The sequence below is a fragment of the Sanguibacter inulinus genome, assembly GCF_013415325.1.
Classification (GTDB): Bacteria; Actinomycetota; Actinomycetes; order Actinomycetales; family Cellulomonadaceae; genus Sanguibacter; species Sanguibacter inulinus.
In genome coordinates this window covers 1-22,443 of the sequence record NZ_JACBYE010000061.1, presented here as the reverse complement: position 1 = coordinate 22,443, position 22,443 = coordinate 1, and the positions used below count along the sequence as shown (strand labels likewise).

29 protein-coding genes are annotated in these 22,443 nt (G+C 68.4%); 4 read left to right on the top strand and 25 right to left on the bottom strand.

The window, feature by feature from the left end; translation table 11 throughout:
- Window positions 1-120: 120 nt before the first annotated feature.
- From HZZ10_RS17110 to HZZ10_RS17050, 13 genes are all read right to left on the bottom strand, one after another.
- Window positions 121-486, bottom strand: a complete 366-nt coding sequence (locus tag HZZ10_RS17110; protein WP_179914448.1) for a phage tail fiber protein — start codon at window positions 484-486, stop codon at window positions 121-123.
- Entirely contained in the window at window positions 486-941 is a 456-nt protein-coding gene (locus tag HZZ10_RS17105) for a hypothetical protein (protein WP_179914447.1), read from the bottom strand. The genes HZZ10_RS17110 and HZZ10_RS17105 overlap by 1 nt, the downstream gene beginning before the upstream one ends.
- Window positions 938-4,672: a tape measure protein gene (locus tag HZZ10_RS17100; protein WP_179914446.1), complete on the bottom strand. Its 3,735-nt coding sequence runs from the start codon at window positions 4,670-4,672 to the stop codon at window positions 938-940. Before HZZ10_RS17100 ends, HZZ10_RS17105 begins: the two co-directional genes overlap by 4 nt.
- Window positions 4,669-5,247 (bottom strand): hypothetical protein, encoded by a 579-nt coding sequence (locus HZZ10_RS17095; protein ID WP_179914445.1) that lies wholly within the window; start codon window positions 5,245-5,247, stop codon window positions 4,669-4,671. The genes HZZ10_RS17100 and HZZ10_RS17095 overlap by 4 nt, the downstream gene beginning before the upstream one ends.
- The gene (locus HZZ10_RS17090) at window positions 5,247-5,813 is read right to left on the bottom strand and encodes a hypothetical protein (RefSeq protein WP_179914444.1); all 567 of its coding nucleotides are present in this window, start codon (window positions 5,811-5,813) and stop codon (window positions 5,247-5,249) included. Before HZZ10_RS17090 ends, HZZ10_RS17095 begins: the two co-directional genes overlap by 1 nt.
- 75 nt (window positions 5,814-5,888) lie before the next feature.
- Window positions 5,889-6,386: a phage tail tube protein gene (locus tag HZZ10_RS17085; RefSeq protein WP_179914443.1), complete on the bottom strand. Its 498-nt coding sequence runs from the start codon at window positions 6,384-6,386 to the stop codon at window positions 5,889-5,891.
- Complete coding sequence (locus HZZ10_RS17080) at window positions 6,383-6,622, bottom strand: hypothetical protein (protein ID WP_179914442.1); 240 nt, start codon at window positions 6,620-6,622, stop codon at window positions 6,383-6,385. The genes HZZ10_RS17085 and HZZ10_RS17080 overlap by 4 nt, the downstream gene beginning before the upstream one ends.
- 102 nt (window positions 6,623-6,724) lie before the next feature.
- Complete coding sequence (locus HZZ10_RS17075; RefSeq protein ID WP_179914441.1) at window positions 6,725-7,162, bottom strand: hypothetical protein; 438 nt, start codon at window positions 7,160-7,162, stop codon at window positions 6,725-6,727.
- Window positions 7,159-7,563 (bottom strand): hypothetical protein, encoded by a 405-nt coding sequence (locus HZZ10_RS17070; protein WP_179914440.1) that lies wholly within the window; start codon window positions 7,561-7,563, stop codon window positions 7,159-7,161. The genes HZZ10_RS17075 and HZZ10_RS17070 overlap by 4 nt, the downstream gene beginning before the upstream one ends.
- Window positions 7,560-7,964 carry a DUF6093 family protein gene (locus HZZ10_RS17065; RefSeq protein ID WP_179914439.1) on the bottom strand — a complete coding sequence of 135 codons (405 nt, stop codon included), beginning with the start codon at window positions 7,962-7,964 and terminating at the stop codon, window positions 7,560-7,562. Before HZZ10_RS17065 ends, HZZ10_RS17070 begins: the two co-directional genes overlap by 4 nt.
- Entirely contained in the window at window positions 7,957-8,301 is a 345-nt protein-coding gene (locus HZZ10_RS17060; protein WP_179914438.1) for a hypothetical protein, read from the bottom strand. The genes HZZ10_RS17065 and HZZ10_RS17060 overlap by 8 nt, the downstream gene beginning before the upstream one ends.
- A 10-nt stretch (window positions 8,302-8,311) precedes the next feature.
- The gene (locus tag HZZ10_RS17055) at window positions 8,312-9,325 is read right to left on the bottom strand and encodes a phage minor capsid protein (protein WP_179914437.1); all 1,014 of its coding nucleotides are present in this window, start codon (window positions 9,323-9,325) and stop codon (window positions 8,312-8,314) included.
- Complete coding sequence (locus tag HZZ10_RS17050; RefSeq protein WP_179914436.1) at window positions 9,322-9,657, bottom strand: hypothetical protein; 336 nt, start codon at window positions 9,655-9,657, stop codon at window positions 9,322-9,324. Before HZZ10_RS17050 ends, HZZ10_RS17055 begins: the two co-directional genes overlap by 4 nt.
- A gap of 60 nt (window positions 9,658-9,717) precedes the next feature.
- Here HZZ10_RS17050 and HZZ10_RS17045 point away from each other — a divergent pair, with 60 nt between their 5' ends.
- The gene (locus tag HZZ10_RS17045; protein WP_179914435.1) at window positions 9,718-10,179 is read left to right on the top strand and encodes a hypothetical protein; all 462 of its coding nucleotides are present in this window, start codon (window positions 9,718-9,720) and stop codon (window positions 10,177-10,179) included.
- Window positions 10,180-10,190: 11 nt separating this feature from the next.
- On the opposite strand, the gene HZZ10_RS17040 is transcribed toward HZZ10_RS17045, so the two are convergent.
- From HZZ10_RS17040 to HZZ10_RS17025, 4 genes are read right to left on the bottom strand one after another with little or no spacing between them, the layout of a single operon-like run.
- Window positions 10,191-10,364, bottom strand: a complete 174-nt coding sequence (locus tag HZZ10_RS17040) for a hypothetical protein (protein ID WP_179914434.1) — start codon at window positions 10,362-10,364, stop codon at window positions 10,191-10,193.
- A 1-nt stretch (window position 10,365) separates the two neighbouring features.
- Window positions 10,366-11,316, bottom strand: a complete 951-nt coding sequence (locus tag HZZ10_RS17035; protein ID WP_179914433.1) for a hypothetical protein — start codon at window positions 11,314-11,316, stop codon at window positions 10,366-10,368.
- Window positions 11,317-11,319: 3 nt separating this feature from the next.
- Window positions 11,320-12,288 carry a collagen-like domain-containing protein gene (locus tag HZZ10_RS17030; RefSeq protein ID WP_179914432.1) on the bottom strand — a complete coding sequence of 323 codons (969 nt, stop codon included), beginning with the start codon at window positions 12,286-12,288 and terminating at the stop codon, window positions 11,320-11,322.
- Window positions 12,285-12,698: a hypothetical protein gene (locus HZZ10_RS17025; protein WP_179914431.1), complete on the bottom strand. Its 414-nt coding sequence runs from the start codon at window positions 12,696-12,698 to the stop codon at window positions 12,285-12,287. The genes HZZ10_RS17030 and HZZ10_RS17025 overlap by 4 nt, the downstream gene beginning before the upstream one ends.
- Before the next feature lie 52 nt (window positions 12,699-12,750).
- On the opposite strand from HZZ10_RS17025, the gene HZZ10_RS17020 reads away from it, so the two are divergent.
- Complete coding sequence (locus tag HZZ10_RS17020) at window positions 12,751-13,248, top strand: hypothetical protein (protein WP_179914430.1); 498 nt, start codon at window positions 12,751-12,753, stop codon at window positions 13,246-13,248.
- Between the two features lie 12 nt (window positions 13,249-13,260).
- On the opposite strand, the gene HZZ10_RS17015 is transcribed toward HZZ10_RS17020, so the two are convergent.
- Window positions 13,261-13,848, bottom strand: coding sequence for a hypothetical protein (locus HZZ10_RS17015; RefSeq protein ID WP_179914429.1), 588 nt, complete (start codon window positions 13,846-13,848; stop codon window positions 13,261-13,263).
- 79 nt (window positions 13,849-13,927) lie between these two features.
- Between HZZ10_RS17015 and HZZ10_RS17010 the strand changes: the two genes are divergently transcribed.
- Window positions 13,928-14,497 carry a hypothetical protein gene (locus HZZ10_RS17010; RefSeq protein WP_179914428.1) on the top strand — a complete coding sequence of 190 codons (570 nt, stop codon included), beginning with the start codon at window positions 13,928-13,930 and terminating at the stop codon, window positions 14,495-14,497.
- 16 nt (window positions 14,498-14,513) lie between these two features.
- On the opposite strand, the gene HZZ10_RS17005 is transcribed toward HZZ10_RS17010, so the two are convergent.
- The 5 genes from HZZ10_RS17005 to HZZ10_RS16985 all read right to left on the bottom strand — a co-directional run bounded on the left by HZZ10_RS17005 (window position 14,514) and on the right by HZZ10_RS16985 (window position 18,983).
- The gene (locus tag HZZ10_RS17005; protein WP_179914427.1) at window positions 14,514-15,545 is read right to left on the bottom strand and encodes a major capsid protein; all 1,032 of its coding nucleotides are present in this window, start codon (window positions 15,543-15,545) and stop codon (window positions 14,514-14,516) included.
- Between the two features lie 13 nt (window positions 15,546-15,558).
- The gene (locus HZZ10_RS17000) at window positions 15,559-15,951 is read right to left on the bottom strand and encodes a head decoration protein (protein ID WP_179914426.1); all 393 of its coding nucleotides are present in this window, start codon (window positions 15,949-15,951) and stop codon (window positions 15,559-15,561) included.
- A 293-nt stretch (window positions 15,952-16,244) separates the two neighbouring features.
- Entirely contained in the window at window positions 16,245-16,898 is a 654-nt protein-coding gene (locus tag HZZ10_RS16995; RefSeq protein WP_179914425.1) for a hypothetical protein, read from the bottom strand.
- A gap of 55 nt (window positions 16,899-16,953) precedes the next feature.
- Complete coding sequence (locus tag HZZ10_RS16990; protein WP_179914424.1) at window positions 16,954-17,376, bottom strand: hypothetical protein; 423 nt, start codon at window positions 17,374-17,376, stop codon at window positions 16,954-16,956.
- Entirely contained in the window at window positions 17,373-18,983 is a 1,611-nt protein-coding gene (locus HZZ10_RS16985; RefSeq protein WP_179914423.1) for a hypothetical protein, read from the bottom strand. Before HZZ10_RS16985 ends, HZZ10_RS16990 begins: the two co-directional genes overlap by 4 nt.
- Before the next feature lie 220 nt (window positions 18,984-19,203).
- On the opposite strand from HZZ10_RS16985, the gene HZZ10_RS16980 reads away from it, so the two are divergent.
- Complete coding sequence (locus HZZ10_RS16980; protein ID WP_179914422.1) at window positions 19,204-19,659, top strand: hypothetical protein; 456 nt, start codon at window positions 19,204-19,206, stop codon at window positions 19,657-19,659.
- Here the strand turns inward: HZZ10_RS16980 and HZZ10_RS16975 are convergent.
- On the bottom strand, window positions 19,656-21,203 hold the full coding sequence (locus HZZ10_RS16975) for a phage terminase large subunit family protein (protein ID WP_179914421.1): 1,548 nt from the start codon (window positions 21,201-21,203) through the stop codon (window positions 19,656-19,658). The two genes, HZZ10_RS16980 and HZZ10_RS16975, sit on opposite strands and share 4 nt — an antisense overlap.
- Before the next feature lie 400 nt (window positions 21,204-21,603).
- Window positions 21,604-22,203 carry a hypothetical protein gene (locus tag HZZ10_RS16970; protein ID WP_179914420.1) on the bottom strand — a complete coding sequence of 200 codons (600 nt, stop codon included), beginning with the start codon at window positions 22,201-22,203 and terminating at the stop codon, window positions 21,604-21,606.
- Between the last annotated feature and the right edge of the window lie 240 nt (window positions 22,204-22,443).

Sequence of the window (22,443 nt, the reverse complement as noted above, 5' to 3'; positions counted from 1 at the left end):
ACCCCTGGCAGCCCCCGAAGCCGCCCGGTACGAAGACGGGCGGCTTCGGGGGCTGCCAGGGGTCACGGTCCGTGAGGGTCGCAGCGGTCGTGAAGGACCACGTGGCGAGGAAGCCGTCCATCAGGCGACCTGGAGGCGCAGGCCGCCGGCGTCGATGGCGAGCGGCTCGTCTTCGGCTACCTGCCGTGCGGAGGTCAGTCTGGCGCTGATGATGCGCGTGCCGCCCGTGGCCGCGGTGAAGAGCGCTACCCCGCCAACGACCCAGGCGGCGTCGGCGGAGCCACCATCGATCGGCGCGACGTTGGTGACCCCGTCCCCAGACGGGCCGAAGGTCACGTCGGTGTTCGGCAGGCGTACCCGTGTGGTCGAGAGCTCGGTGCCTTCGCTGTTGGTCCAGCCGAGCCAGAGAACGGCAGGGACGAGCTCGGAGCGCGAGGACCCGAAGAGTGCTCGAGCGGCGCGCTGGCGGTAGGCAGGGGAGATCATCAGATGGCACCTTCGTAGAGCTGGGGGTCGCGGGGGATGGTCAGCTGGATCTCGCGCATGTGCTCGAACATCAGGCCCTTGCGCCGCGTGTCCTCGCCCACGACCTCCATGTCCGCGGGCTCGCACGCAGAGACCCTGCGGTGACCGTCGATAGTGACGGCGAGCCAGTACGCGAACTGCGAGAAGGCGTCGCGGACGACAGCGACCCGGTTGTTGACCTGGATCCACGACGAGCCGTAGACGCGCAGGAGCAGCACGTCGGACACGGTGTCCTGCTGAGCCTGGGTGAGCCGGCGGCCCTTCTGGTACTTGCCCTGGACGGTGGTGCGGCGCCAGGTGATCCCGCCCTCGGCGAAGCTGACGACGTGATAGACGCCGGCGGTCTCGAGGGAGAGAGCGCCGAGGCCGAGGTCGCCGCGTGCGACCTCGGCGGTGAGGGAGACGGCGTCGGTCATCGACGGCCGCCCGTGAAGGATCGGCGGCGGGCCTGGCGGGCCTGGCGTTCGAAGTCCGAGGCGTCTGCCGCGTAGATGTCGCCGAAGGTCTGCACTCCATGATGTTCCACGCGCTGTGTCACCGGGACCTCGATGACCTGCGGCGGTGGCGCGTAGGAGCCCTGCCCGACGATGCCGCCGTTCCGGAAAGCGCCCTGGTACCCGCCTTGGAACCCAGCCATGGCTTCACGGACGGCCGAGACGCCGCCGGTCCGGGCGAGGCGGTTCATGCGGTGCACGAACCCGGGACCGACGCCGCGGGTCCACTCGGGCCGCATCACGGATTCGCCGCCACCGATGCCGATGAAACCGGTGTCGCGCCCGGGGGTGTAGCCCGGGATGATCCCTCCGTTGTAGTGCCCACCCAGGTAGGGGCCGGGGAGACCGTTTGGTGCAAGAACAGACTTCGAGGTGAGGTTCGGCAGCGCCCACGCCGGCTCGACGGTGATGGTCGGACGGACGAGGACCGACATGGCGTCGGTGACACGCTGCGCCCATTCGGACGTGACGACTTCCTCGGTGGGCCAGTCGCCGATCCACTCGTCCGGCCCGTAGTAGCCGCCCATCTTCGGCGAGCCATCCGCGTTCTTGCCACCGCTGACGGAAGCCTGACGGTTCGACGTCTGCTCCTGCATCGTAATGACCCAGTCCTGGCCATAGAGAGCCGCGACCCGCTTCACGTCCTCAGCAGAGACACCGATGAGCGCGGCGATCTCGTCGTCGGTCTTCGGCGCCGCCTTGCTGCCGCCGGTGTTCGAGATCTGCATCGCGATCGGCAGGTCAGACGCGGTCGAGGACAGAGGTGACTGCATCGCGATCGCGGTGAGGCGAGCGTTCTCGATCACCCTGGCGTTGAGACCGTTGAGGGTGTCCTCGGTCTGGTTCGCCAGCGCGATCAGGTTCGCACCGTTCTCGGACAGGAACGCCTCGAACTGGGGTGCCGCTTCTTCGGGACCGGCGAGGATGAGGTCGTTCACGAGGTTCGGGTCGAGCCCAGCCTTGAGGACCCCTTCGATGTCCTCGGAGAACTGCTGCGCCTCGGCAAGGGTGTCCTCGTAGTGCTTGGCCATCTGGTCGGCGATCGGGATGTCCGCAGCCTCGAGGTCGGCAAGTTCGCCGAGGGCATCTTGCTGGTTACGCAGCGCGCGGGTAACGGCGTCAGAGGCCTTGAGTCGCTCGTTCGTGGTGTGCTTCTTGCGGTCCTGGGCCTTCTCCCGGGCGTCCTCGGCGTCCCGGAGAGCGTTGGTGGAGTCGGTCACCTTGTCACGGGCGTCGGCAAGTTCGTCGTCGGTGACCACGACGGGCTTGAAGGTCCCGATGAGGGAGAAGGCGGAGTCGAACGCCTTGCCTGCCGCGTCCCCGGCCCCGTCGATGACTTTCTGCTGCTCCTCGGAGAAGCTGTGCATCGCGTAGGTCACCTGGCGATAGGCGTCGGCTTTCTCGTAGGCGGTCTGGACCTGCTTCTCGTCGATCTCCTGCTTCGACTCGGCAGCGGCCTTGGCCGACCTCAGCGTCTTCTCCTGCGTGTCGAGCTCGGCGAGGATCTGGCGGGCGGCGCCAGCGTTCTTGAAGTCACCGTCCCACCGGCCGTCCTCGACGGCCTTGATGTAGTCGTTGAGGAACTGGCGGGTCGAGTCGAGTTTGGCCGGGTCGCCCTCCATGGCCGCGTAAAGGTCGTCGACTGCGAGGCCCATCTTCCTGGCATCGTCCGCGGCGTTGCCGGTGTCCTTGAAGAACCCGAGCACGCTGCCACCGTAGTCACGGTCGGTTGTGAGCTGTCTCTTGATCTCGGCCTCGGTCTGAGCCGTGATCGCGCCGGTCGTCTCGTCGAGCGTCCCGCGGAGCGCGTCGGCGTTCGCCTTCGCCTGGGCGCTCGTCTGCGACTGCATTGCCAGGAGAGTGGTCACGAGACCGATCCCAGCGGTCACGGCGAACGCGACCGGACCGCCGAAGGCACCGACCAGCGCACCGCCCACATTCCGGATCCCGATCGACGACATGCGGGTCGCAACCTGCATCCTGTTCAGGCCTGTGGTCGTGGAGTCGATCGACGCCCGGGCATTGCTGAAGCCGGTACGCATCGCGGTGAGCCCGGATCCGACCTGACGTGTCAGGACCGGTCCGAGGAGGCGGCCAGCGATCAGGACGAGCCCGAGGGCGAGCGCCGCGTTCCGCAGAGGGCCAGGCAGGCCGTTGAAGCCCTTCGCAATCCCGGTGATGACACCCATCGCGTCCCCGCCGATGTTCACGAGCGCGACGAGTCCGGGGGTGATGGACTCGGTGAGCGCCGCGGACAGGTTGCGGAATCCGGACTTGAAGGAGTCGAAGGCCGAGGAGAAGATATTCGACTCCTTGATCTTCTCCATCAGCCCGCCGTACGCCGCAGTCGTGCCGTTGATGCCCTCGGTGCCGTCGCGCAGACCGTCGATCAGGTTCGTGATTGCTTCCTCGGAGCGGACATTGCCCTTGGACACTTCCTCCTGGAAGTCGGCGACGGACATGCCGGCCTTGTTCGCCAGGACGGTCAGCGCGGGGATGCCGCGTTCGGCGAACTGGAGGAGCTCCTGGCCCATCAGTCGGCCCTTGGCGGAGACCTGACCGAGCACGATGCCAAGGCCGGACAGCTCGGCCATCGACCCGCCGGACCCAACGGTCGCGTCGCCGAGGGTCTGGAGGATGTCGACGACCTTGTCGGACTCGATACCGAACGCGACCATCTTCTGCGCGCTGGCTGTGAGCTCGGGGAAGGAGAACGGCGTCGTCTTGGCGAACGCCAGCATGTCGGAGAGGAACTCCTTCGACGCCGACGCCGAGCCCAGCATCGTCTCGAACGCGATCTCCTGGCGCGCGATGAAGTCGTTGAACCCCACACCAGTCTTCGCAATCAGAGCGATCAGGGCGCCGAACCCGAGAGGCCCGACGAGGTGCTGGAGCATCCCCGCAACGGACGAGAGGGACGCGGTCCCGGCTGTGCCCATGCTGGCCAGGGACGTCCGCGTGGACTGGGCCGCCCCGCCGAGCGTGGACGTGGCGGCAGCCGAGGTGGATGCGGCGGCTGCCTGAGCGGAGAGGGAACCGATAACGGCGCTCGTCGAGGCTGCCGTGGCCCTCGCTGCGGTGGCTGCTGAGCCTGCTGCCGCTGCCTGCGCCGTCAGCGACGACGCGGCAGCCCCTGAGGTGGCCGCGACCGATGCGTTGGACGCAGCAGCGGCGGACCCGGCTGACGCGCTCTGGGACAGAGCAATGGACGCAGCCCGGGACGCACCAGCGAGCGTCGTGGTCGCACCTGACGCGCTGGCGGCTGCGGCGGACGTCAGGCTGAGGGACGTCGCAGCGACTTCGCCCGACGCCGCGGTGACCCGTGCAGCGGCAGCGGTGGCTGTGCTGGCCGTCGACGCGGCAGCTGCCTGGCGGGCCATGGCCGCCGACGACGCGGCTGTGGACCGGGCGATAGCACCGAGAGAGCCCAGAGCAGCCTCACCCTGGGCGCGCATCGCGGCAGCGGCCTGCGCGGCGGACTGCGCAACCTGTCCCTCCGCCTGCACCACGCGCTGCGCGGGACCGACGATCGCCGACTCCATGGTCTGGCCGAAGCTGCGCGTTGCAGCAGCCGACTCCTGAAGGGCGCGGCGAAGGTCGGAGTTGTCACCGCGGATCGCGTAGGAGATCCCGTTGGTGGTGTTCAGGCTCATGCGTGGGTCTCCTGGGGTGCCATGACGACGGACAGGTGCGTGTACGGGGCCTGCTCGGTCGCCATGGACGTGTGGGCGGCGTGCTTCTGGCGGCACACGAGGCACTCGCGGGATGTGAGCTTGACGAGGGCGGGGTTCTTCATCGCCTCCGTGGGCGCACCGCACCCGGGGCAGTGGTCGAGGGAGAGGATGTGGTGGGCGATCGCGAGGTCTTGGTCGCGTTCGGACCGGGCGTGGAAGTCCGAGAGCGCGATGCCCTGCTCAGCGCAGACTGCGAGCTCGACCTGGAGGTACGGGTCGGCCTTGATGCGCCGAGTGGCCCACGTGGGGTCGATCGGCGCGGACTCCTCGACGCACGCGATGAGCAGGTCGAGAGCCGCATCGGCAGGCCACTCGTCCCACGCCTCTCGCGCCTCGTCGTCGGTCCATCCGCAGCACGCGGCGAGGAGCGCGACGGCGTAGTCGTCCTCGTCGGTCATGTCGTGCACGTCGCGGAACGCCGACCACGCTGCGCGGGGCATGCCGAGGACCGGGACGACGACCTGCTCACCGATGTCGACCCGGACCTCGCGCATCAGGCTGCCGACCCCTGGACCTGCACGTACCGCGCGCCGGCCCAGAGCGTGGCGACTTCGGTGACGTTGTAGAGCTCACCGTCGACGATCTCGACGGCCTCCTCACGGGAGATCAGCGGGCTGACGGCCGCGAGGTGGAAGAGCTCCTTGGCGAGCTCGATCTCGTTGAACGGCGCCGGGCCTTCGTGGCCGGCGGCAGCGTGCTGGGCGTGGTCCTCCTCCGTCGGGGGGTTGCGTTTGACAAGGTCGGCCCAGGTCTTGCGACCAAGTGCGCGGAACGTGAAGTACGTCGTGACGGCGTCGAGCGCGGCCTTCTTCTCGGCGACGACCTTCTGGAGGCCATCGAGCTCGGCTCGGTCTCCAGCGACGACGGCCTCGGCTGCTGCGAACTCGGTGTCGGGCGTCGCAGCGGCGCGGGCAACCCGGATGCGGTCGCCCGCGGTGGTCAGCTTTTCTTCGGCGCGGACGTCAACGGTGTGCTTGGCCTGGATGTACTTGAGCTCGATCTCGGAGTCGAGAACGATGGGGACCTTGATGACGCGGGCCTTCTTCTGGGGCAGGGTCATGACGGTGTCCTTCCGGGTGGGTTGGGAGCCGCTCCCCGCGCACGGGGGGTCAGTGCGCGGGGAGCGACGAGGGGGTTACGCCTTGACTGCGACGGGGGTCAGGGGCGTGGAGGGCGAGATGCGGATCTGGGTCGTCGCGGCTGCCGCGTCGAGGGACCAGTTCGGGACCTGCTCGGAGACCGTGCCCCCGATGACCCAGAGCTTGGAGCCCGTGGTCGGCGTCGTCTGGGACGACCGGTTGAGCACGATGTACCCGGACGCGCCCTTGACGAGCACCTCGAGGACCTCCTGGCGCTCGAGGGCTTCGAGGCTGGTGCCGGTGCCGTCGTCCTCGGCGATGGTGATCGAGACGTCCTGGAAGGTCTGAGGGCCGTCGATCTGCTCCTCGGTGCGCTTCTTGAGGATCGGGACGTTGATCTTGTTCGACTGTGGCTCGAGGCCCTCGATGGCGTTGATCGAGAGGCCAAGGGGCTGCCCGGCGGTCCACTCGGCGGCCGTGATGCCGAGGTTCGGGTCTGCGATGGTGGGCACCCAGCGGGCGTCGCCGGTGCCTCGGAGCATGAACAGGCTCATGCCTGGCCTCCCGTCGTCTTGGAGGCCTTCGTGGCCGGGGTGGTGGCGTCGGTGGCCGGCGCAGGGGCCGCCACGGCCGCGGCGGGCTCGGTGAGGTCGCGCTCGACGGCGATCGCCTCGTCGGCCGAGAGCGTCTTCCAGCCCCGGCCCTTCCAGACCTTCTCGAAGGCTGCCTCGGTGGTGACCGCGGGCTTGGCCTTCGGGAGGTCGGGGTGCGTGATGTGCACAGCAGTCATCAGGTCTCCCGTGAATCCGAATGGGGTCTGGCACCTGATGAGGTGCAGTCCGCGGGGAAAGGGCGCGGTCCCTGAGTCGTGCCTATGGTCAGGCTGGGGGTGTCACGTGTAGCGGATCGTGTACGTCTCGACCCACTGAGCGGTGCGGCCTGCTTCGGTGCCGGAGTCGTCTGCGTGCCCGTCGCCGGCACTGGCGATCTCGAGGACGGTGTGCCCGGGCAGGACGAGCGGGTGGACCGGTCTGCCGTGCGGGGTAAGGGCGACGAGCGCGGTGCGGATCTGGTCGCCGAGGAGGCGGGCCTGCTGCCGCTGGGCCATGACGGCAGTGGTCTGCACGCTCAGGGTCGCCCAGTCGTGCCCGCCCATCGCGAACCGGGTGAGGTTGGGCGTCGTGGCGAGCTCGACGAGGATGAGCGGAGCGGCCCACGAGGTGGCGTCCTTCTCGACCGTCAGGGCACGCCCGTCGACCCGCTGCGGCAGGTGCAGGCGCAGGTGGTCGCGGACGGCGGTCAGGACGGGCTCGGTGGCGGTCAGGGTCATGCGGTCCTCCCGGAGGCACTCAGGGCACGGTCGAGCTCGCGGGCGAACACCGCGGGGACGAGGATCAGCGCGGGGCGCCAGTGGGGGTAGGGCGGCTGGCGGTAGGAGCGGCCGAGAGCGTCGACTCCGATGAACCCGTACTCGAGTCGGCGGGCCTGGACAGCGTTGGTCGAGACGAGCGCGAACGGTCCGGCGACGTCGCGGCTCACGGTCAGGCCGATCGTGCGGCGGTAGTCACCGGTGGGGGCTCGTGGGCCGGGTCGGCCGGACGCGTTGGCCTTGACCTGGGTCTGGAGGAACACGCCGGTGCGACCGACGGCGACCTCGGTGGCGCGGTCGGTCACCGGGATCAGGGGCTCGAAGAGTGCTCCCAGGTCCCCGTCCGGGGTCATCGAGATCACGGCTTCCCGCCGGGCCGGGCGAAGACGGTGTAGATCACGCCTGCGCCCTCGCGGATGCCGCCGAGGACCTTCGCGCGGCCGCCGAGGAGCGCGCGGTCGCGGCACTTCGTCACCGTGACGTGCACGCCTTCGTCGAAGTCGGGCGCGCCGGGCAGGAGGATCAGCCGCCAGTCGGTGACGGCGACCTGGATGCCGCCGACGACCTCACCAACTCCACCGCCGTTCTTGATCAGGATCGCCTTCTGGGAACCCAGGGACTCGACGAGCGTGGGCGTCTCCAGGGTGACGGGGTCGGTCTCGCCTTTCGTCTCGCGTGTGAAGGCGACCTCGGTGCCGAACGAGCGGATTGCGGACGCCGCGAGTCCTCCGCCGAGGTTGAGGAGTGGGCCGAGGTCAACCACCGAGGGACTCCCGCAGGATCGCGAGGACGTGCTCGGCGTAGGAGTCGCGCATCCCGCGCAGGCGTGGTCTGACCGCTGCATCGACGGCGACGGGGTCAAGCTCACCGAGCCAGGACGCGAGGCGCTCGCGCAGCTCGTCGTCGGTGGGCTCACGGACGACGGTCACGGCGCCCTCGCCGGAGATCGTCCCGGTGGTGGGGATGTGCAGGATCAGGTGCGCGGGGCGGCCGGGCGCGATGGAGAGCTCGACGGCCTCGACGTCGCCGGACAGGTCCACGCCGTCGAGCACCACCGTCGTGTGGTCCGGTGTCGTGGTGAGCGTGAAGGGGGTGGTCATGCCCCGATGGTCAGGCCTGGGGTGCGGCTCGCTTCGCGATGCGCGCAGCATGCCGCTGGGAGGCCTTCGAGCCGAGCACACCGTCGCCGAGGTCGATGTTCGTCTGCCGGGCGCGGGCGACCTGCCGGTCGAGGGAGACTCGGCGAGGGCGCTTCGCGTAGGCCTCGGCGCGCGCGACCTCGGCGGCGGCCTGGTCGGCGCGCTGGGCGTCCGACGGGGACGGCATCGCGCGAGCCGCGTCCTCTCCGCTGCCGACGTCGATGCGCCCGGACGAGGACCGGCGGCAGTTCGGGTGGCTGATCGGGTACTGCCGAGCCTCGGCTAGCGGCACGACGAGCCCGTTCGCGCGCCGCGGGTCGTCGTGGGACGTCCACCCGCACCCTGCGCCGTCGAAGATCTCCATCCACCCGATGCCCAGCGCCTCGGCCTGATTGAAGGACCCCTCCTGGTAGGCCAGGGCTGTCTTCGTGCGCAGCACCATGTCTGTGTACGTCGACAGGCCCACGCGGCGCCCGTCGGCGTAGATGACGGACGTGATGCCCTTGCCGGTCAGGTCTGCCGCTAGACGCACTCCGGCCTGCTCGGCGGTCATGCCGGTGTAGATCTTGGCGCGCACCCAGTCGCGGGACATGGTCCGCACGAGCTCGCGCGACGTCGTCCTGACGCCCTGGGTGCCGCGTAGCAGGTCGTCCATGGTGTCCTGGGCGAGGGCGACGATGGTGTTGGTGTCGACAGCCTGGAACGACGCGGCCGCCTGGGAGCTGATCGCCATGGCGAACGCACCGACTTCGTAGGCCACCTGTGTTGTGGCGAGCACGGCGCCGGCGGCGAGGGCGTCCACCTGGTCAGCGAGCTGCCCGACGAGCGCCTGGAGCTCCTTGAGGCGGTTCGCACGCACCGGGGGAGTCAGGCCCCACCACTCCCGGAACAGGCGGTCCTGCTCGGCGATGATGAACACCCAGACGGCGTCGATGTCGCCTCGGAGGCTCGCGGTGAGGGCTTCGATGCTGTCGGGCTGGGTCACCGGTAGCGGTCCGTGCGCAGCAGCGGCGCGGTCTGGAGACGGTTAGACACCGGCCCGCCCTGCTCGGCCGCCCACTGGGCCTCGAGGCGAGCGATCTGTGCCGCCAGGCCCGGCAGAGATGCCTTCGAGAACCCGACGTTGAGCACGCCGTCCAGGCCGAACGTCGAGACCTCCTGGCCGCCGGCGGACGCGTCGGCGTAGCGGCGCTTGAGGACGCGGATCGCGACGGGCAACCAGTGCCCGAGCTCGTCGAACCACTCCTCGAGCGTGTCGTCATCGGGCTGGGAACCGACCTCATCGCGAAGGTGAGCCAGATGTCGGCTATCGATCATGGGTGAACCTCATGGCAGCACTATCGCCTTCAGGGTGTGACTAGCCTAGGGTCTACACCCATGACCTCTGGACATGACCCCGACAAGCATTTGGCTTACTACAAGCCGCTACCGAGCGATATCGATATCATTGCTCGACTATCGAAGATGCAGGCTATTGAGGAAATGGCGCGAGCGACTAGCCTCAAAGGACGGATCTCCGGGGCGAATAGAATCGCACTGCGCTCCCTGCTGATGAACATCCTTGCCGTCATGGTTGCCGTCATTGCCTTTGCTTTCGAGCGTGCGGCTCCTGTCACGCTCATCTTGGGTTTCGTCGTGCTGATCGTAGCCGTGCTCCTGATTCTGATTTTTGGTCCAGAATCTCGAGGAGCAGATGCGAGGATGGCCAATGTGGATGCGTGGATCAAGTTGTTCGACTTACGGATCGATGGAAAATTGAGTTCTGCCGATGGTCCATGGCGGAACCATCCGATCACGGGGATCGAGTGCGGCTGCCATAGTGCGAAGGACTTTGACTGAGGCACCATTGTTCATCGCGGCCACACCTGGCCGACTGTGATCTCCGCGTCCTCCCCAGTGCCCGAGATGCCCGTCGCCTGGTAGGCAGGGACCCGCTCGCGGCGGGAGAGGATGAACTCGATCAGCGAGGCCCCCTCGTCGCCAGGGTTCAGCTCCGCCGACGGGCCCCAGCTGGTGACTGGCATGTCAGTCCTCCCACAAGATGCACAGGCCGGTGTGGCCCGTGGTGTTGGCGCCGGTCATCCAGCGGTTGTGAGAGTCCCCAATGGGGACTGACCGCAGGTTGCGCACGCGGCCCAGGACGTTCGCGGTGAAGGGACCGTTGGCTGCATCGGCCGCGACCACTGAGCAAGCCGCGAGGACCTGCCACGGTGCATGCCCGGGGACGATGGCCACGTAGGGGAACACGAGACCGCGGTCGCCGTCGGACAAGGTCGTTGAGAGCCCCATGACGGCCCCGTTGACCTGGGCGGGGACGACGGCAGGAACGTCACCCATGCTGGACTCGCCGTTGAACGTCCACACGTGCATCTGCGCCGGGACCGAAGTCCCGCTTGAGCCCTGAAGCATCGTCACGTTCCCCGCCCCTTCCACGATGACGACGCCACCGACAGCAGTGGGGCTTCCCGAACCGTCACGAGAACGATCGATGACGAACGCCGGCGCGTGAAAGCTGGGCGCCAGTGTCGCGCCAATCCTGGCCGAGAAGCACAGGGACGACCCGTCCGAAGACAGGTAGATCGGCTCAATGTTCGTCGGAATAGATCCACCAGACCCATTGGACATCGCCGTCGCGCGACGCGGGGCAAGGACGCCCGTGATGTTGCCAGCGCCATCGGTACCCCGGCCGATTGTGATGTAGAGCCCAGGGAAGGCAGGGGAGACCTGCGCCCCGTACTCCAGCTTGATGAAGACTGGTGCAGTCGCCTGGAGAGCATCGTTGAAACGCCAGATCTCGTAGCCGGAGACCACGGTGGTGCTGCTCGGCTTCAGGACGGTGGCCCAGTTGATCTGGCCCGTGTCGGTACCGCGGATGAGGCCGAGACCGGCGATGGCGTCCGAGACTGCCTTGCCCCAGGTGCGGAAGTCGGCATCGGTGGTGCTGTGGAAGATGGTGCTCAGGGTCGCGGTGGGCATCTGCTACTCCGTGGGGATCCAGAGGAGCGCCACGGTGACGGCTCCTCCTGCGGGTGAGGTGGACGTGATCGAGTAGGGGACGTCGCCGGTGTTGTCGGCTACGAAACCGAAGACGCTTGGCGAGCAGTCGAGCGCGGGCAGTTCGGTGGTGAAGATGAACTCGGCCATGCGGCCGTGGTCTCCGGTCGGGCGTTCTCCGATGGGGCGGGCGAGGTCGGCGTCGCGCTTGGCTGCGGAGCTGTACAACCGCACGCGGGCCGGTCGGCTCGCCGCTACGCGCAGAAGCCTGTACGAGGGCGCGAGGCTCACGGTGTCTGAGTCGGTGGCGCCCGCTGCCAGAGTGGAGGTCGCGAAGGTCGTGGTGTCTCGCGCTCCACCTGGGCCGCCGCCGGTGCCGACGTCGATCCACTGGGTGTCGAAGTCGATGCCGGTGGTCTTGGCGAGAACCTGGCCGGGCTGACCTCCGGCGAGCACGCCGGCGCCTGCGGGGCCACGGTCGCCCTTCGCGCCGGGGATGCCGGGGGTCCCGTCGAGACCGTCGGTGCCGTCTCTGCCTGGCGTACCGGGCAGTCCGTCCCGCCCCGGGGTGCCGGGGAGTCCGTCGGTACCGGGAGGACCGGCCTCACCGTCGCGTCCGTCGGTTCCATCACGGCCAGGCTCGCCAGCTGCGCCGTCTGTGCCGTCTCGACCGGGCTCGCCGCGCGGTCCTTCTGGGCCGTCCAGGCCGCGATCGCCCGCCGGTCCGCGCGGACCCTCCGTGCCGTCGACACCGGGCGTGCCGGGGAGTCCACGAGGGCCGTCCGCGCCACGGGGCCCGCCTGCTCCACGAGGCCCCTCGGGTCCGCGCTCACCGGGTGCGCCGTCCTGCCCATCCGCACCGTTCTCGCCGGCGGGTCCGCGCGGACCGACGACCTGCGCGACCTCGAGCACGACGACGGTCTGCTCGACCCCTTCCACGGTCTCGTGGCTCATGCCTGGCTCCTGGTGACATCGGGGGAGACGGTAACGGTGCCCTGCACGAGGCGGATCACACGACCGTCGGGGCTGATGAGTTCGAGGTCCCACACGCCGAGGGCCTGCGGACCGTCGCTGGTGACGCGCGAATAGGCGTTCCAGGCGGGGGCCTCGGTCGTGGTGTGGTCGATGGAGACCGTGACGAGGCCGTCGGCGGTGAGCGAGATGCCGTCGGTGTCGGTGAGGTCGAGCCAGACGTCGCCGCCGACCTTGCGGCGCAGCTGGGCGCGCGCTGTCCACCCGGTGAGGTCGACGGGGGTGGTGGTGGTGCCGTCGCTGGTGGAATAGCGGACGGCGTAGGACTGGTCGGCGCCTTGGGCGACGATCAGGTCGACGGTGGTGATGGCTTCGCGGCCGAGCGTGGTCATGGGGCCTCCTCAGCGCTCATCGTCGAACGGGGGGTGTGGGAGGATCCTCGCCATGACGGATCAGGCGATGTTCGACGCAGCGACTTGGGGCACGGTCGGGCAGTGGGTGTCGGCCGCGGGGACGGTATTCCTCGGATTGCTGTCGATCTACTTCTCGAAGCAGGGTGCTCGACGAGCTCGCGAGCTTGAGCGCCAGGCAGCCGTTCGCTCGCTCTCGATCCGCGTGGTTCCACGTCGTAACACCGCCTTTGCGGCGGACGTCGTGATTCTCAACGCGGCCTCCACCCCTTTCCAACACTTGGAAATCGAGTTCGTCGGGCAACGGGTCGACCAGGTCGCGACCTTCAACATGAACCGAGAGCTGTTGCTGCCAGGTGAGTCGTGGTCAGAGCCGGTCACCAAGGAGAGCTTCAGGGATGCAACGGACTATGTGGTGAAGGCAACGGACGTGCACGGCAGCAGATGGAAGCGGTTCTGTTCCGGAGACATCGCCGAGATTCGCCTCAAATCCCCCCGGCGCCGTTGGCAGATCTGGCGCCGGGGGCAGTAGGTCGGCAGTAGGTCAGAGCTCGCGAGCACCGAGGATGCCGGAGCGGTTCTTGCCGGCCGCCTCGAGGGCTCGCACGCGTGCCGCGTCGTCGGGGTTGGCCTTGAGGTAGGCGTGCACCTCGACGGCGTTGTGCTCACCGGGGTCGAACGTCGGCGTGACAGGCTCGGCGAGCTCCATGGGGTCTCCGGTGACGATGAGCTCGCCCTGGCCGGGAATTACCGTCGTGACGTCGCCGTCGGGCTGCTCGAGCGGGGGGACCGTGAAGGCAGCGTGGGCGTCGTCCCAGCCCTGGGCGTAGCCGAGGATCGCGCCGCGCACCCGTTCGGGGTGGACGTCGAGGGGCACACCGATGCGCGCGGCCTCGACGAGCTCGCCCTCGCTGAGCGGCTCCACGGCGTCCGCGCGCGGGACGTCCGTGGCGTGCACGTACTCGACATTGCCGAGGGTCGGTGCGGAGACGGTCTTGAACGGGCCGACGGGCTCGCCGGTGTCGGTCAGGTGCCCACCGATGGACACACCGTCGGGGATCTCGTCGCCAGCTTTGAAGACGCCGCGGTCGGTGTGGACGACGCCGGTCAGGTCTGCACGTATGCGTACCATGTTGAGCCTCTCATTGCGATCAGTGGGTGGGGAGGCCACGCTAAATGGTGCGGTGTCACGCCTGTGGCAGGATGCCGGCATGACTGCAATTGCATGGATCTCGCTCGTGGCACTTCTTGTCGCCGTCGCGTCGTTGGTCTGGAACGTCATTAACGCCCGGAAGATCCGTCAGCAGCCGCGCCAAATCCGTCAAGCCGAGCTGCGACTCAACATCCAAGACCTCATCTATGACCTCCTCGAGGACCTCTCGAGGGTCGGCGTCGGCCTCGAGAGTGGACAGCGAGCCGGAGAGGTCTCGGCACACATCGGAAACCTGGATCGGCTGCTCGACCGTCGGCAAGATGACGTGCAGGGCATTTCGGACTATCAGATAGCCGGATGCCGTCAACTGATCTCGGCTGTGCGTCGGGCTTGGCTAGACGCTGTCCATGAGAACAAGATGCTGGGGTACGCGGTGGACGAGCTGGAGTTGTACCGAACCAAGGGCAACACCACTCCCAAGGGGCTCCGTGATATGGAAGGGCGCATCCGACACTGCGAGGCTGTGAAGAATGCCGCTGAGAACAAGCTCCACAGCGCCATCGAAGCTGCCCGCGCGGGCTTGGAGGCCCTGCGTGGGCAGCTCCGGGCTCTGGATACTCGCAACTAGACGATCAGAAGCGAAGTCAGAGGACGGTGGCGACCAGGAGGCCGTTGATCTCGCCGGCGACCGGCAGGACGACCGAAGAGGCCTTGGTCCAGGTCACGACCGGGTCCGGGAGTTTGTACTGGACGACGGTGATGCCCGGGGCCTGCTTGGACGTGAAGTCCACGGAGTTCGAGCCGACGAGCTCGAGCGCCTCGGCCGTGGTGCCCCACTGCGTCTCGCCGACGTTGTCTGTGGTGAGGACGTAGCGGTTGTCGGCGATCACGCGCACCTCGTTGCCCGCGTCGTCGGGCACGAAGCCCTCGTAGACGTTGAGGGCCGGGAGGCCGAACTGCGCCCGGACCACGTTGACCTGGTCGAGGTTGAGGATGGGGCCGAGCTGGCTGCCCGGGAACTGCCAGAAGTAGGAGCGGTACTGCTCGTTGCGGGTCAGGAACGTCAGGATGCGACGGGAGATCGTCGCGCGGGTCGGGCGCACCTTGGCGTCCTTCGCGACGAGCTCGACCCACACCTGCTCCTGCTCGACGAGCGGGGCGGCCGGGTCGGACCACAGGATCGGGGCCGTGACGATGTGCGAGGCCGGGAGGCCGAAGTCGGCCTCGTCGACGACGCCGTTCTCGGCGATGGAGATCTTCCCGGTCTGGAGGAACTCACCACGGGCCTTCTCGACTCGGTGACGCGTGGAGACGGTGAGGTTCTCCACGTCGTCGTAGGTCGACTCGACGAGGCGGTCGATGCCGGTCTGCGAGGGCGCCTCGTTGAGCTGGTGGATGAGCTCCTCGTTGACGGGCAGCTTCTCCGACAGGGCGGGGAGCTTGAACTCCGAGACGGTGATCGAGTCGCCGCGGCGTCCGATCGGAGCCTCAGCGCCGTAGGACCGGAACTTCGCGGTGAACGACTTGCGGACGTGGCGGGCGACCTTGGTCTTGCGACCGTCGACCTCGCGGTCCGGGAGGATGTTGGAGAGGGGGTTCTCCACCGGTTCGGGGACCCGACGGGAGAAGACGGTGAGGTCGACGTCGGAGACGAGGTCGAGGATGTTCTGGGCCATGGGTTCTGTCTCCTCAGACGAACTGGATGCGGGTGGCGACGGCGGCGCGACCGTCGGCGTCGACAGCGATGGGCAGGCGGGCGGTCACGACCTTGCCGTGGTCGTAGAGCGCGAAGGGCTCGCGCGTAGCGCCGGTGGCGACGGGGACGTCCCAGAGGACGAAGCCTGCGAGGGTGCCCAGGCCGGTCGTGGTGTCGGCCGGGGTGTACGGGCCGTAGAGGCCGGTGGCGGTGATCTTCGCGACCGGCGTGCCGCCACGGACGAAGCCGAGGGGGAACTGGGTGGCCGCGGTGAACTTCGCGACGTCGAGGGTGGCCGACCCGGCTGCGTCGGTGCCGTGCGCGGTGCCGAGCCACGAGGGGTCAGATGCGCCCTGGTACTCGGTCTTGTGGACTGCGATGCCCATGGGGTGTCTCCCGTGTGAGTGAGGGTGAGGGGCGTTCACTCAGCTGGGCTGGCGTCCACATGATGCGGGTGTGGTCCCGTCCACCTCTTCGGTGGTGTCGTGACGATCATGCTGCGTTGGGTGTGACTGAGGTGGGTGGTGGTGCGCAGGACGCGCTGCTGCACGGGGGAAGGAGCCCGGACAGGAACCCCGCAAGCGGCCTTCACCCCTTCATGTGGCCCGACCCCTGGTGGAGCGGTCCAGGGGCCGGGTTCCGGGAGGGTGTTGACGCACCACCACCAAGAGGGATGGAGTCAGGCGGTCTTGCCGAAGCGGCGCTCGGCCTCGCTCAGGCCGTGAGCACCGGGCGTGGCGGTGCCCTTCTGGCCGGCGGGCGGGGTGCCGCCGTCGGTGTGCGGCGCGGCGGGGGCCACGGGGGTGCCGGTGAAGAGGCTGGGGGCCTCGGTCTTGAGGGCCTCGACGGCTGCGGCGATCGCGGTCGGGTCGGCGTCTGCCGCGACGACGAGTGCGCGGGCGGCGACGGCGGGGGTCGACGCGCCGGCGGCTGACAGTGCGGCGGTGATGCGGACGGTGCGGAGCTCCTCACGGGTCGTGGCGAGCTCCTGCTCGACGGAGGTCTTTGAGGCGAGGGCGGTGTCGCGGTCGAGCTCGGCCTGGGTCTTCTTCGCGTCGTCAGCGGTCTTCGCGGCTGCGGCGAGGGCGATGACGGCGTCGAGGTCGAGGTCGGTGAGCCCGGCGCCGGCGAGCTTGGTGTTGATCGCGGTGGCGACGGAGGTCTTGCCTGCGCGTTCGCCCTGGTCCTTCTCGCGGGTGAGGAACGCGGTGACCTCGGCCTGGGTGAAGGTCTTGTCGGCGTTCTCGGCGGCGCGCGGGTCGGTCTGGCCGGAGCCTACGGGCTCGCCGGGGGGCTCGACGAACATGAGGTTGGGGCGTCGGGTGCGGAACATGCTGTGTCCTCCGTGGTGTCGGGTGGTGCGTGCGGTCATGGTCGAGCCGGGGGTGTCACCCGCGGGCGAAGTCGGGCAGAGGCATGGTCGGCGCGATGATCGCGGCGAGGTGGTCGACCATCACCTCCGTAGCGGACCGGTGCGCGGACTGGAGCACGAGGTAGGCGGTCCGGGGCAGAGCGCGGTGGCCCGTGAGGCGGACGAGGTCGGTCTGGTCTCGGTGGATGACGTGGATGAGCTCGTGCACGACGTCGTTGCGCATCTCGTCGGGGTCGGAGTCGAGCCAGTCCTTGCAGAGGGACAGAGCGGCGACGGCGCGTCCGTCGGCGGGGTGGATGGCCGCGCGGGCGTCCTTGGGGGCGCGCTTGGCTGCGACGTAGATGTCCCACCGGTGCAGGCCCATGAGGTCGCGGAGCTGGTCGATGTAGGCCTGGATGATGTCGGCCTGCTCCGTTGTGAGGTGCGGCTTCTTGCTCACGAGGTGGCCTCCGGCACGACGAGGGTGGTGGGCAGCGGCGCGGCCTCGGACAGCCCGAGCACCTTGCGGGCCGCTGCGGTGTCCCCGGTGGCGTCGACGAGCTTGACCATCGCGTCGAACCACTCCGCCTTGATCGCGTTCACCTCGGCCGTGGCGTCCTCGATCGGCAGCCCGGCGTCGACGAGGATCTTCACCGCGGTCGGCGTCGAGATGCCGTGGACGGGCAGAAGATCCTTCACAGTCTCGATCGCGGCGGGCTTGTCGGCGGGCAGCGACGCACCGAGCTCGATGCGCGCGGCCGGCGTCGCTCCGGCGGGAAGCGCGCCGTAGGTCTGGGCGAGACGCATCGCGAACTTCAGGATGAGCGGGTACTTCTCGTCGCGCACGGTGCGCATCTCGCGGAGCAGCTGGCGGGCCGGGTGGAAGCCGAGCTCGAGCGCATACCCGGACGGCACCTCGTCGGGCTGGACCTTCCCGATGAGCGACAGGGACAGGCGGGAGTTGATGGACAGGCGGTTCATGAGCTCGGTGGAGAATTTCACGAGGGCGTCGAGGTTCTTCGATGTGTCGAGGAACGCGGCCGATCCGCCGGTAGGCATCGCGAGCTGCATCCCTGCGGTCTGGATTCCGCCCGCGTCGACGCCAGTGGTCGCCAGGGCGGGGTTTGCGTTCTGTGCCGCGGCGACGAGGTCGGTGTCGTTGCCGGACAGGTCGTCGAGGAGCATCGAGATGCGCAGCAGCAGCGCCCGCCCGAACGTCCGTTGGGTGCTCGGGTCGTTGGGGACGTGGACGACGGGGATGAAGTCGACTTCGAGGTCGATCCACCCGTCCTCGTTGCCGTCGGTGGAGACGATGCGGCGGTGCTCGGCCTTGGTGAGGTCGAACGCGTAGACGTCGCGGCCGTCGAGCTCGGACGCGTCGTAGTCGACGGACCGGTACCAGCACGTTGTCTGGCGGGTCTCGCCGTAGGACGTCGCGACCGGGACTTCCAGGGGGCCGAGGGTCCATGTCTGGCGGCGGATCCACACCCGGTCGGCGGCGTCGTCCTTCCACTCCCACGCGACGTGCACGGTGGTGGGGAACTCCTCGACGTCAGCGCCGGCGGCGTCGAGGTCGGGGAAGTAGAAGCCGGGGTCGATGACGCGCAGTGTCGGCCGGGCCTTCGTGCGGGACCAGCCGAGGACGTAGACGCCGTCGCCGTCGCCGATCGAGTGCTCTTCGCCTTCGAGGAGCTTCTGGGTGAGGCGCTCCTTGACGGCCCAGTCCTCGAGCCACGTGAGGAACTCGGTGGGGGCGTCGTCGGGCAGGCGCAGGGTCTGCTCGTCGCCGAGGAGCAGGGATCGGGCGGTGTCGACGAAGAGTGCGGCGTCGCCGTACTCGCGCATCTGTTCCGCCGGGGCCTGGCCTCCCTTCGGTGCGAGCCACATGGACTGGGGGAGGTGGAAGCGACGCGTGTTCGACCGGTACGACCCGAGGACGTTGTACGCGGAGAGGCGACGGGTGTCGTGCAGGGACACCCACGACTGCATCCACCGGGGTCGTCGGGCGTCGCGCAGCTCGGAGATGTGCGCGAGGGGCGCGTAGAGGTCGTTCACGTAGTCCTGCACTGCGGCTCCCGGGGTCGAAGGTGATCCGCAGTCAGTGTCGGACCCGGGGTATGAACTGGAGACTTCACCCGCTCCCGGGGCATCGGATCGTGTTAGTCGAATGGGACTATGGCGATACCAATACAGGGAGGAAACGATGGGTGTTCAGAGTGGTCGCGAGAGCGCCAACAAGGTAAATCGAAGTCTATTCGGCACATCGCAGTGGCGGGGAGTCCTGTCGATGGGCGATGAGAACCAACCACGGTGGGTCAACCAATTGGTGTCTTCCCTCGCTGTCGCTATCGGCGACGAGGAGATCCGCTACATGGCCATCGGCGAGGATCTTGAAGTCGAAGGCCGCTTCACGGGATACGTGGTGGCTTTTACCGACTCGGTGGTGGTAAAAGCTCGCAGTTGGGGTGCGACGACCAAGGAGACCGACGCGCCTTTGGACGAGGGGGTTCACGTCCGCGCGATCCCCGCTCGTCGGCTGTCTGCTATGGATATCGATGCAACCGGAGACTGGTCATTGACCGATCGCGAGTGGCCCAGGCTGAAGAAGGTGACTCTCTTTTTCGGCGACGAGGAGGTCACCTTGCCATTGCCCGGCCGGCTCCTAGATTCGGGTGGCCGGAATGAGCTCTTCGAGTTTGTGGAAATGATTCGTGCCAGATGGAACGGCGTTGTGACTGCCTAGCGCCCTCGCATCCCGGCCCACCGCTGCTGTGTGGGCCGGGTCGCGACTCCGCCGTCGGAGTGCTGGGGGAGGAACAGCACGGTGAGGCCGTGCACGAGCGCGTCGATGCGGTCGGGGGAGTCCCCGGTGCCCGTCCACGTGAGCATCTGCGCCTCGAGGAGCGTGAGGCGTCCGGTGCCGTCAGCTGCGTGCTTGACCTTGCCGGTCTCGTAGAGCGCCGCGATGGACTCGGCGCGGGTGCGCTTCGACTGCGAGGCGTGCACCGGTGTCACCCGCGGCGCCATTCTCGTGGCCGGCTTTTCCTTGTGGATGTGGTTCCACGCCGAGCGCATGACCTCCAGGACCATCTCGCCGCCCTGGTTGTTCTCGATGATGACCTCGTCGGCGTTCCAGTCGAGGACCGCGTTCCACGCCGCCGTCGCCCACTCGAGCGGGGTGCCCTTCATCGTGCGGTCGTCGAGGACCCACCCAGTGCCCTCGCGGTCGATGCCGGTGACGACGATGCCGGTCATGTCGGAGGTCTTCTTCGACGTTGCGGCGGGGTCGATGGAGACGACGATCTTGGCGAGCTTGCCGTACATCTCTCCGGTCTTGCCGCGGTTGTTCTCGATCCACGGCGACTTCCAAACCGCGCCGTCGACGGGGGCGGGGCGCTGCTGGTAGAGCGCGGTCCAGGACCGGGTGTCCTTGGAGACCTTGATGGCCTCCCACTCTTCGCGGGTGCGGGGGTACTCGATGAGCGTCTCGGGGTCCTTCCACCAGCGGGCGGAGTCCATGAACTCGCCGAGCTCGCGGCCGAGCGGGTCGTCAGGTGTGTCGGCCTGGGCGGGGATCGCGATGTTGCGCCACCGGTGGCCGTCTTCGGCGTTGAGCAGTCGTCCGGCGAGGTCGTCCTCGTGCCAGCGGGTCAGGACAAGGATGACGGGTGCTCGGGGTGCGAGGCGGGTGGAGCCGACGGTGTTCCACCACTGCCAGTGGCGGTCGCGGAAGACCTTGGAGTCGGCCTGCTCGCGGTTGCTGATGGGGTCGTCGATGAAGAGCGCGTCTGCTGCGCGGCCGGTGAGGCCACCGGACATGCCGACGGACCGCACGCCGCCGCGGCGTCCGGCGATCTGCCACTGGCCGGCGGAGCCGTTGTCGGCGGCGATCCGCAGGTTGAGGTCGAGCGTGCCCTCGTCGCCGGAGTTGTTGGTGATGTAGGTGCGGATGTCGCGGCCGAAGCCTTGGGCGAGGGACTGGGCGTAGGACACGATCGCGATGCGCCGGTCGGGGTTGCGTGCGAGGAACCACAGCGGACCGACGGTCGTCACGCGCGAGCTCTTACCCTCCTGTGGGGGCATGGACACGATGAGGCGGTCGCAGCGTCCGGCCTCGACGTCGACGAGCGCGGAGTCGATGAGGTCGAGGGCGGGCGTCTGGCGGACGTTGGGGTCGATTGCGCGTGCGAGTGCCCCCGGGGTCGTCCAGCGGGGGTCGGGGGTCCAGGTGTGGCGGGTGACTTCTTCGAACTCGCGGGCGGCTACCTCAGCCCACGACGTCGTCACCTGTAGCCTCCCGGCATGAACGAGATCTGGGTGCCGATCACGGTGGCGATCGTCGCGATCGTGCCGAGCTTTGCAGGCAAGCAGATCGGGCGACAGGCGATCGAGCGTGACCTAGCCATCGTCGAGAAGCTCCCGGAGGCCTCCGTGGCGCGCAGGAAGCTGCTCGAGGACGTCGAGCGTCGCGTAGGAGACATGCTCGTTTCCCGAGGCCTCACGAGATTCGAGAGGACATACGTCCTGTCAGGCGCCTTGGTGCTCTTCGTGGCAACGTCGCTCGTGGTGTTGCGTGTCCGCGACGGCGAGGGGTGGTGGCCGCTCACCATCTTCGAGCTCTCCCTAGCTTCTAGCGGCGTGGCGTTCGTGGGAAGCGTCCTTGTGACGCGCGCCGTGTACACGCGATCTATGCCCCGCCAGCGAGGAGCCGAAGGTGACGGGGCACGACCTCTGACACCCGAGCCTGCTGGTCCGACGACAGACCCAGGTCAGCCAGGATCGCCCGGATCGCACCAGCGACCTGCTGACCCTGCGCCTCAGCCAGCTGCACCCTACGCTCCTCCACACCAGCCTTGAGCGCAGCCGTGCACACGGTCACGAGGTTCTTGCGCTCGCGCTCGTAGAGGTCGTACCAGATCGAGGGTGCAGCCTTCTCTACAGTCGTCGTTCCAGCGTTTTCCCCGCCCGTCGTGTCGCGGTACTCCGTCTGCCCCCACGTGAGCGCGTGAGCGTTCCGTGGGCCGCTGACGTCGTCGAGCGCCCAGCCCTCCTGGGCGCGGACCATCGACGGGTCCTCCAGCTGCTGCACCTTCGCCCGCAGCCACTGCACATGCCCGGCCGTCCAGCGGACCTCCTCGAGGAGCGCGTCCGACGGCGAGATGTCCACCGGCAGGCCCAGCGTCACCACAGCGGCCCGCGCCGCCTCCTCCTCGATGCGACGAGCAGCAGCCGCCCGGTTCTGCCCCGCCATGCCACCGTGCATCTTGCAGACCTTCTGCCCGTGCATCGGGCGCTGCGTGCACGGCTGACCGTCGGACTTGCGGTGAGACGTGCACCTGGCATGAGGTTGCCCGCACTTGCCACATGGCATGGGGTCCGACGAGGTGCGGGTCCTCGGGTTCACGGGTGGGGCCTATCTGTGTGACGGAACGTGGTGGGGGTGGTCAGCAGTCGGAGGCGAAGCGTCCGTGCGTGATGGTGGGTGCGGGGTCGCGGGGCGGCCAGTTCCAGTGCCCGGTCTCGGGGG

Coding starts and splice junctions, on each gene's coding strand:
- HZZ10_RS17110 (WP_179914448.1), bottom strand. CDS start 486: ATGATCTCCCCTGCCTACCGCCAGCGCGCCGCTCGAGCACTCTTCGGG.
- HZZ10_RS17105 (WP_179914447.1), bottom strand. CDS start 941: ATGACCGACGCCGTCTCCCTCACCGCCGAGGTCGCACGCGGCGACCTC.
- HZZ10_RS17100 (WP_179914446.1), bottom strand. CDS start 4,672: ATGAGCCTGAACACCACCAACGGGATCTCCTACGCGATCCGCGGTGAC.
- HZZ10_RS17095 (WP_179914445.1), bottom strand. CDS start 5,247: ATGCGCGAGGTCCGGGTCGACATCGGTGAGCAGGTCGTCGTCCCGGTC.
- HZZ10_RS17090 (WP_179914444.1), bottom strand. CDS start 5,813: ATGACCCTGCCCCAGAAGAAGGCCCGCGTCATCAAGGTCCCCATCGTT.
- HZZ10_RS17085 (WP_179914443.1), bottom strand. CDS start 6,386: ATGAGCCTGTTCATGCTCCGAGGCACCGGCGACGCCCGCTGGGTGCCC.
- HZZ10_RS17080 (WP_179914442.1), bottom strand. CDS start 6,622: ATGACTGCTGTGCACATCACGCACCCCGACCTCCCGAAGGCCAAGCCC.
- HZZ10_RS17075 (WP_179914441.1), bottom strand. CDS start 7,162: ATGACCCTGACCGCCACCGAGCCCGTCCTGACCGCCGTCCGCGACCAC.
- HZZ10_RS17060 (WP_179914438.1), bottom strand. CDS start 8,301: ATGACCACCCCCTTCACGCTCACCACGACACCGGACCACACGACGGTG.
- HZZ10_RS17050 (WP_179914436.1), bottom strand. CDS start 9,657: ATGATCGATAGCCGACATCTGGCTCACCTTCGCGATGAGGTCGGTTCC.
- HZZ10_RS17045 (WP_179914435.1), top strand. CDS start 9,718: ATGACCTCTGGACATGACCCCGACAAGCATTTGGCTTACTACAAGCCG.
- HZZ10_RS17040 (WP_179914434.1), bottom strand. CDS start 10,364: ATGCCAGTCACCAGCTGGGGCCCGTCGGCGGAGCTGAACCCTGGCGAC.
- HZZ10_RS17035 (WP_179914433.1), bottom strand. CDS start 11,316: ATGCCCACCGCGACCCTGAGCACCATCTTCCACAGCACCACCGATGCC.
- HZZ10_RS17030 (WP_179914432.1), bottom strand. CDS start 12,288: ATGAGCCACGAGACCGTGGAAGGGGTCGAGCAGACCGTCGTCGTGCTC.
- HZZ10_RS17025 (WP_179914431.1), bottom strand. CDS start 12,698: ATGACCACGCTCGGCCGCGAAGCCATCACCACCGTCGACCTGATCGTC.
- HZZ10_RS17020 (WP_179914430.1), top strand. CDS start 12,751: ATGACGGATCAGGCGATGTTCGACGCAGCGACTTGGGGCACGGTCGGG.
- HZZ10_RS17015 (WP_179914429.1), bottom strand. CDS start 13,848: ATGGTACGCATACGTGCAGACCTGACCGGCGTCGTCCACACCGACCGC.
- HZZ10_RS17010 (WP_179914428.1), top strand. CDS start 13,928: ATGACTGCAATTGCATGGATCTCGCTCGTGGCACTTCTTGTCGCCGTC.
- HZZ10_RS17005 (WP_179914427.1), bottom strand. CDS start 15,545: ATGGCCCAGAACATCCTCGACCTCGTCTCCGACGTCGACCTCACCGTC.
- HZZ10_RS17000 (WP_179914426.1), bottom strand. CDS start 15,951: ATGGGCATCGCAGTCCACAAGACCGAGTACCAGGGCGCATCTGACCCC.
- HZZ10_RS16995 (WP_179914425.1), bottom strand. CDS start 16,898: ATGTTCCGCACCCGACGCCCCAACCTCATGTTCGTCGAGCCCCCCGGC.
- HZZ10_RS16980 (WP_179914422.1), top strand. CDS start 19,204: ATGGGCGATGAGAACCAACCACGGTGGGTCAACCAATTGGTGTCTTCC.
- HZZ10_RS16970 (WP_179914420.1), bottom strand. CDS start 22,203: ATGCACGGGCAGAAGGTCTGCAAGATGCACGGTGGCATGGCGGGGCAG.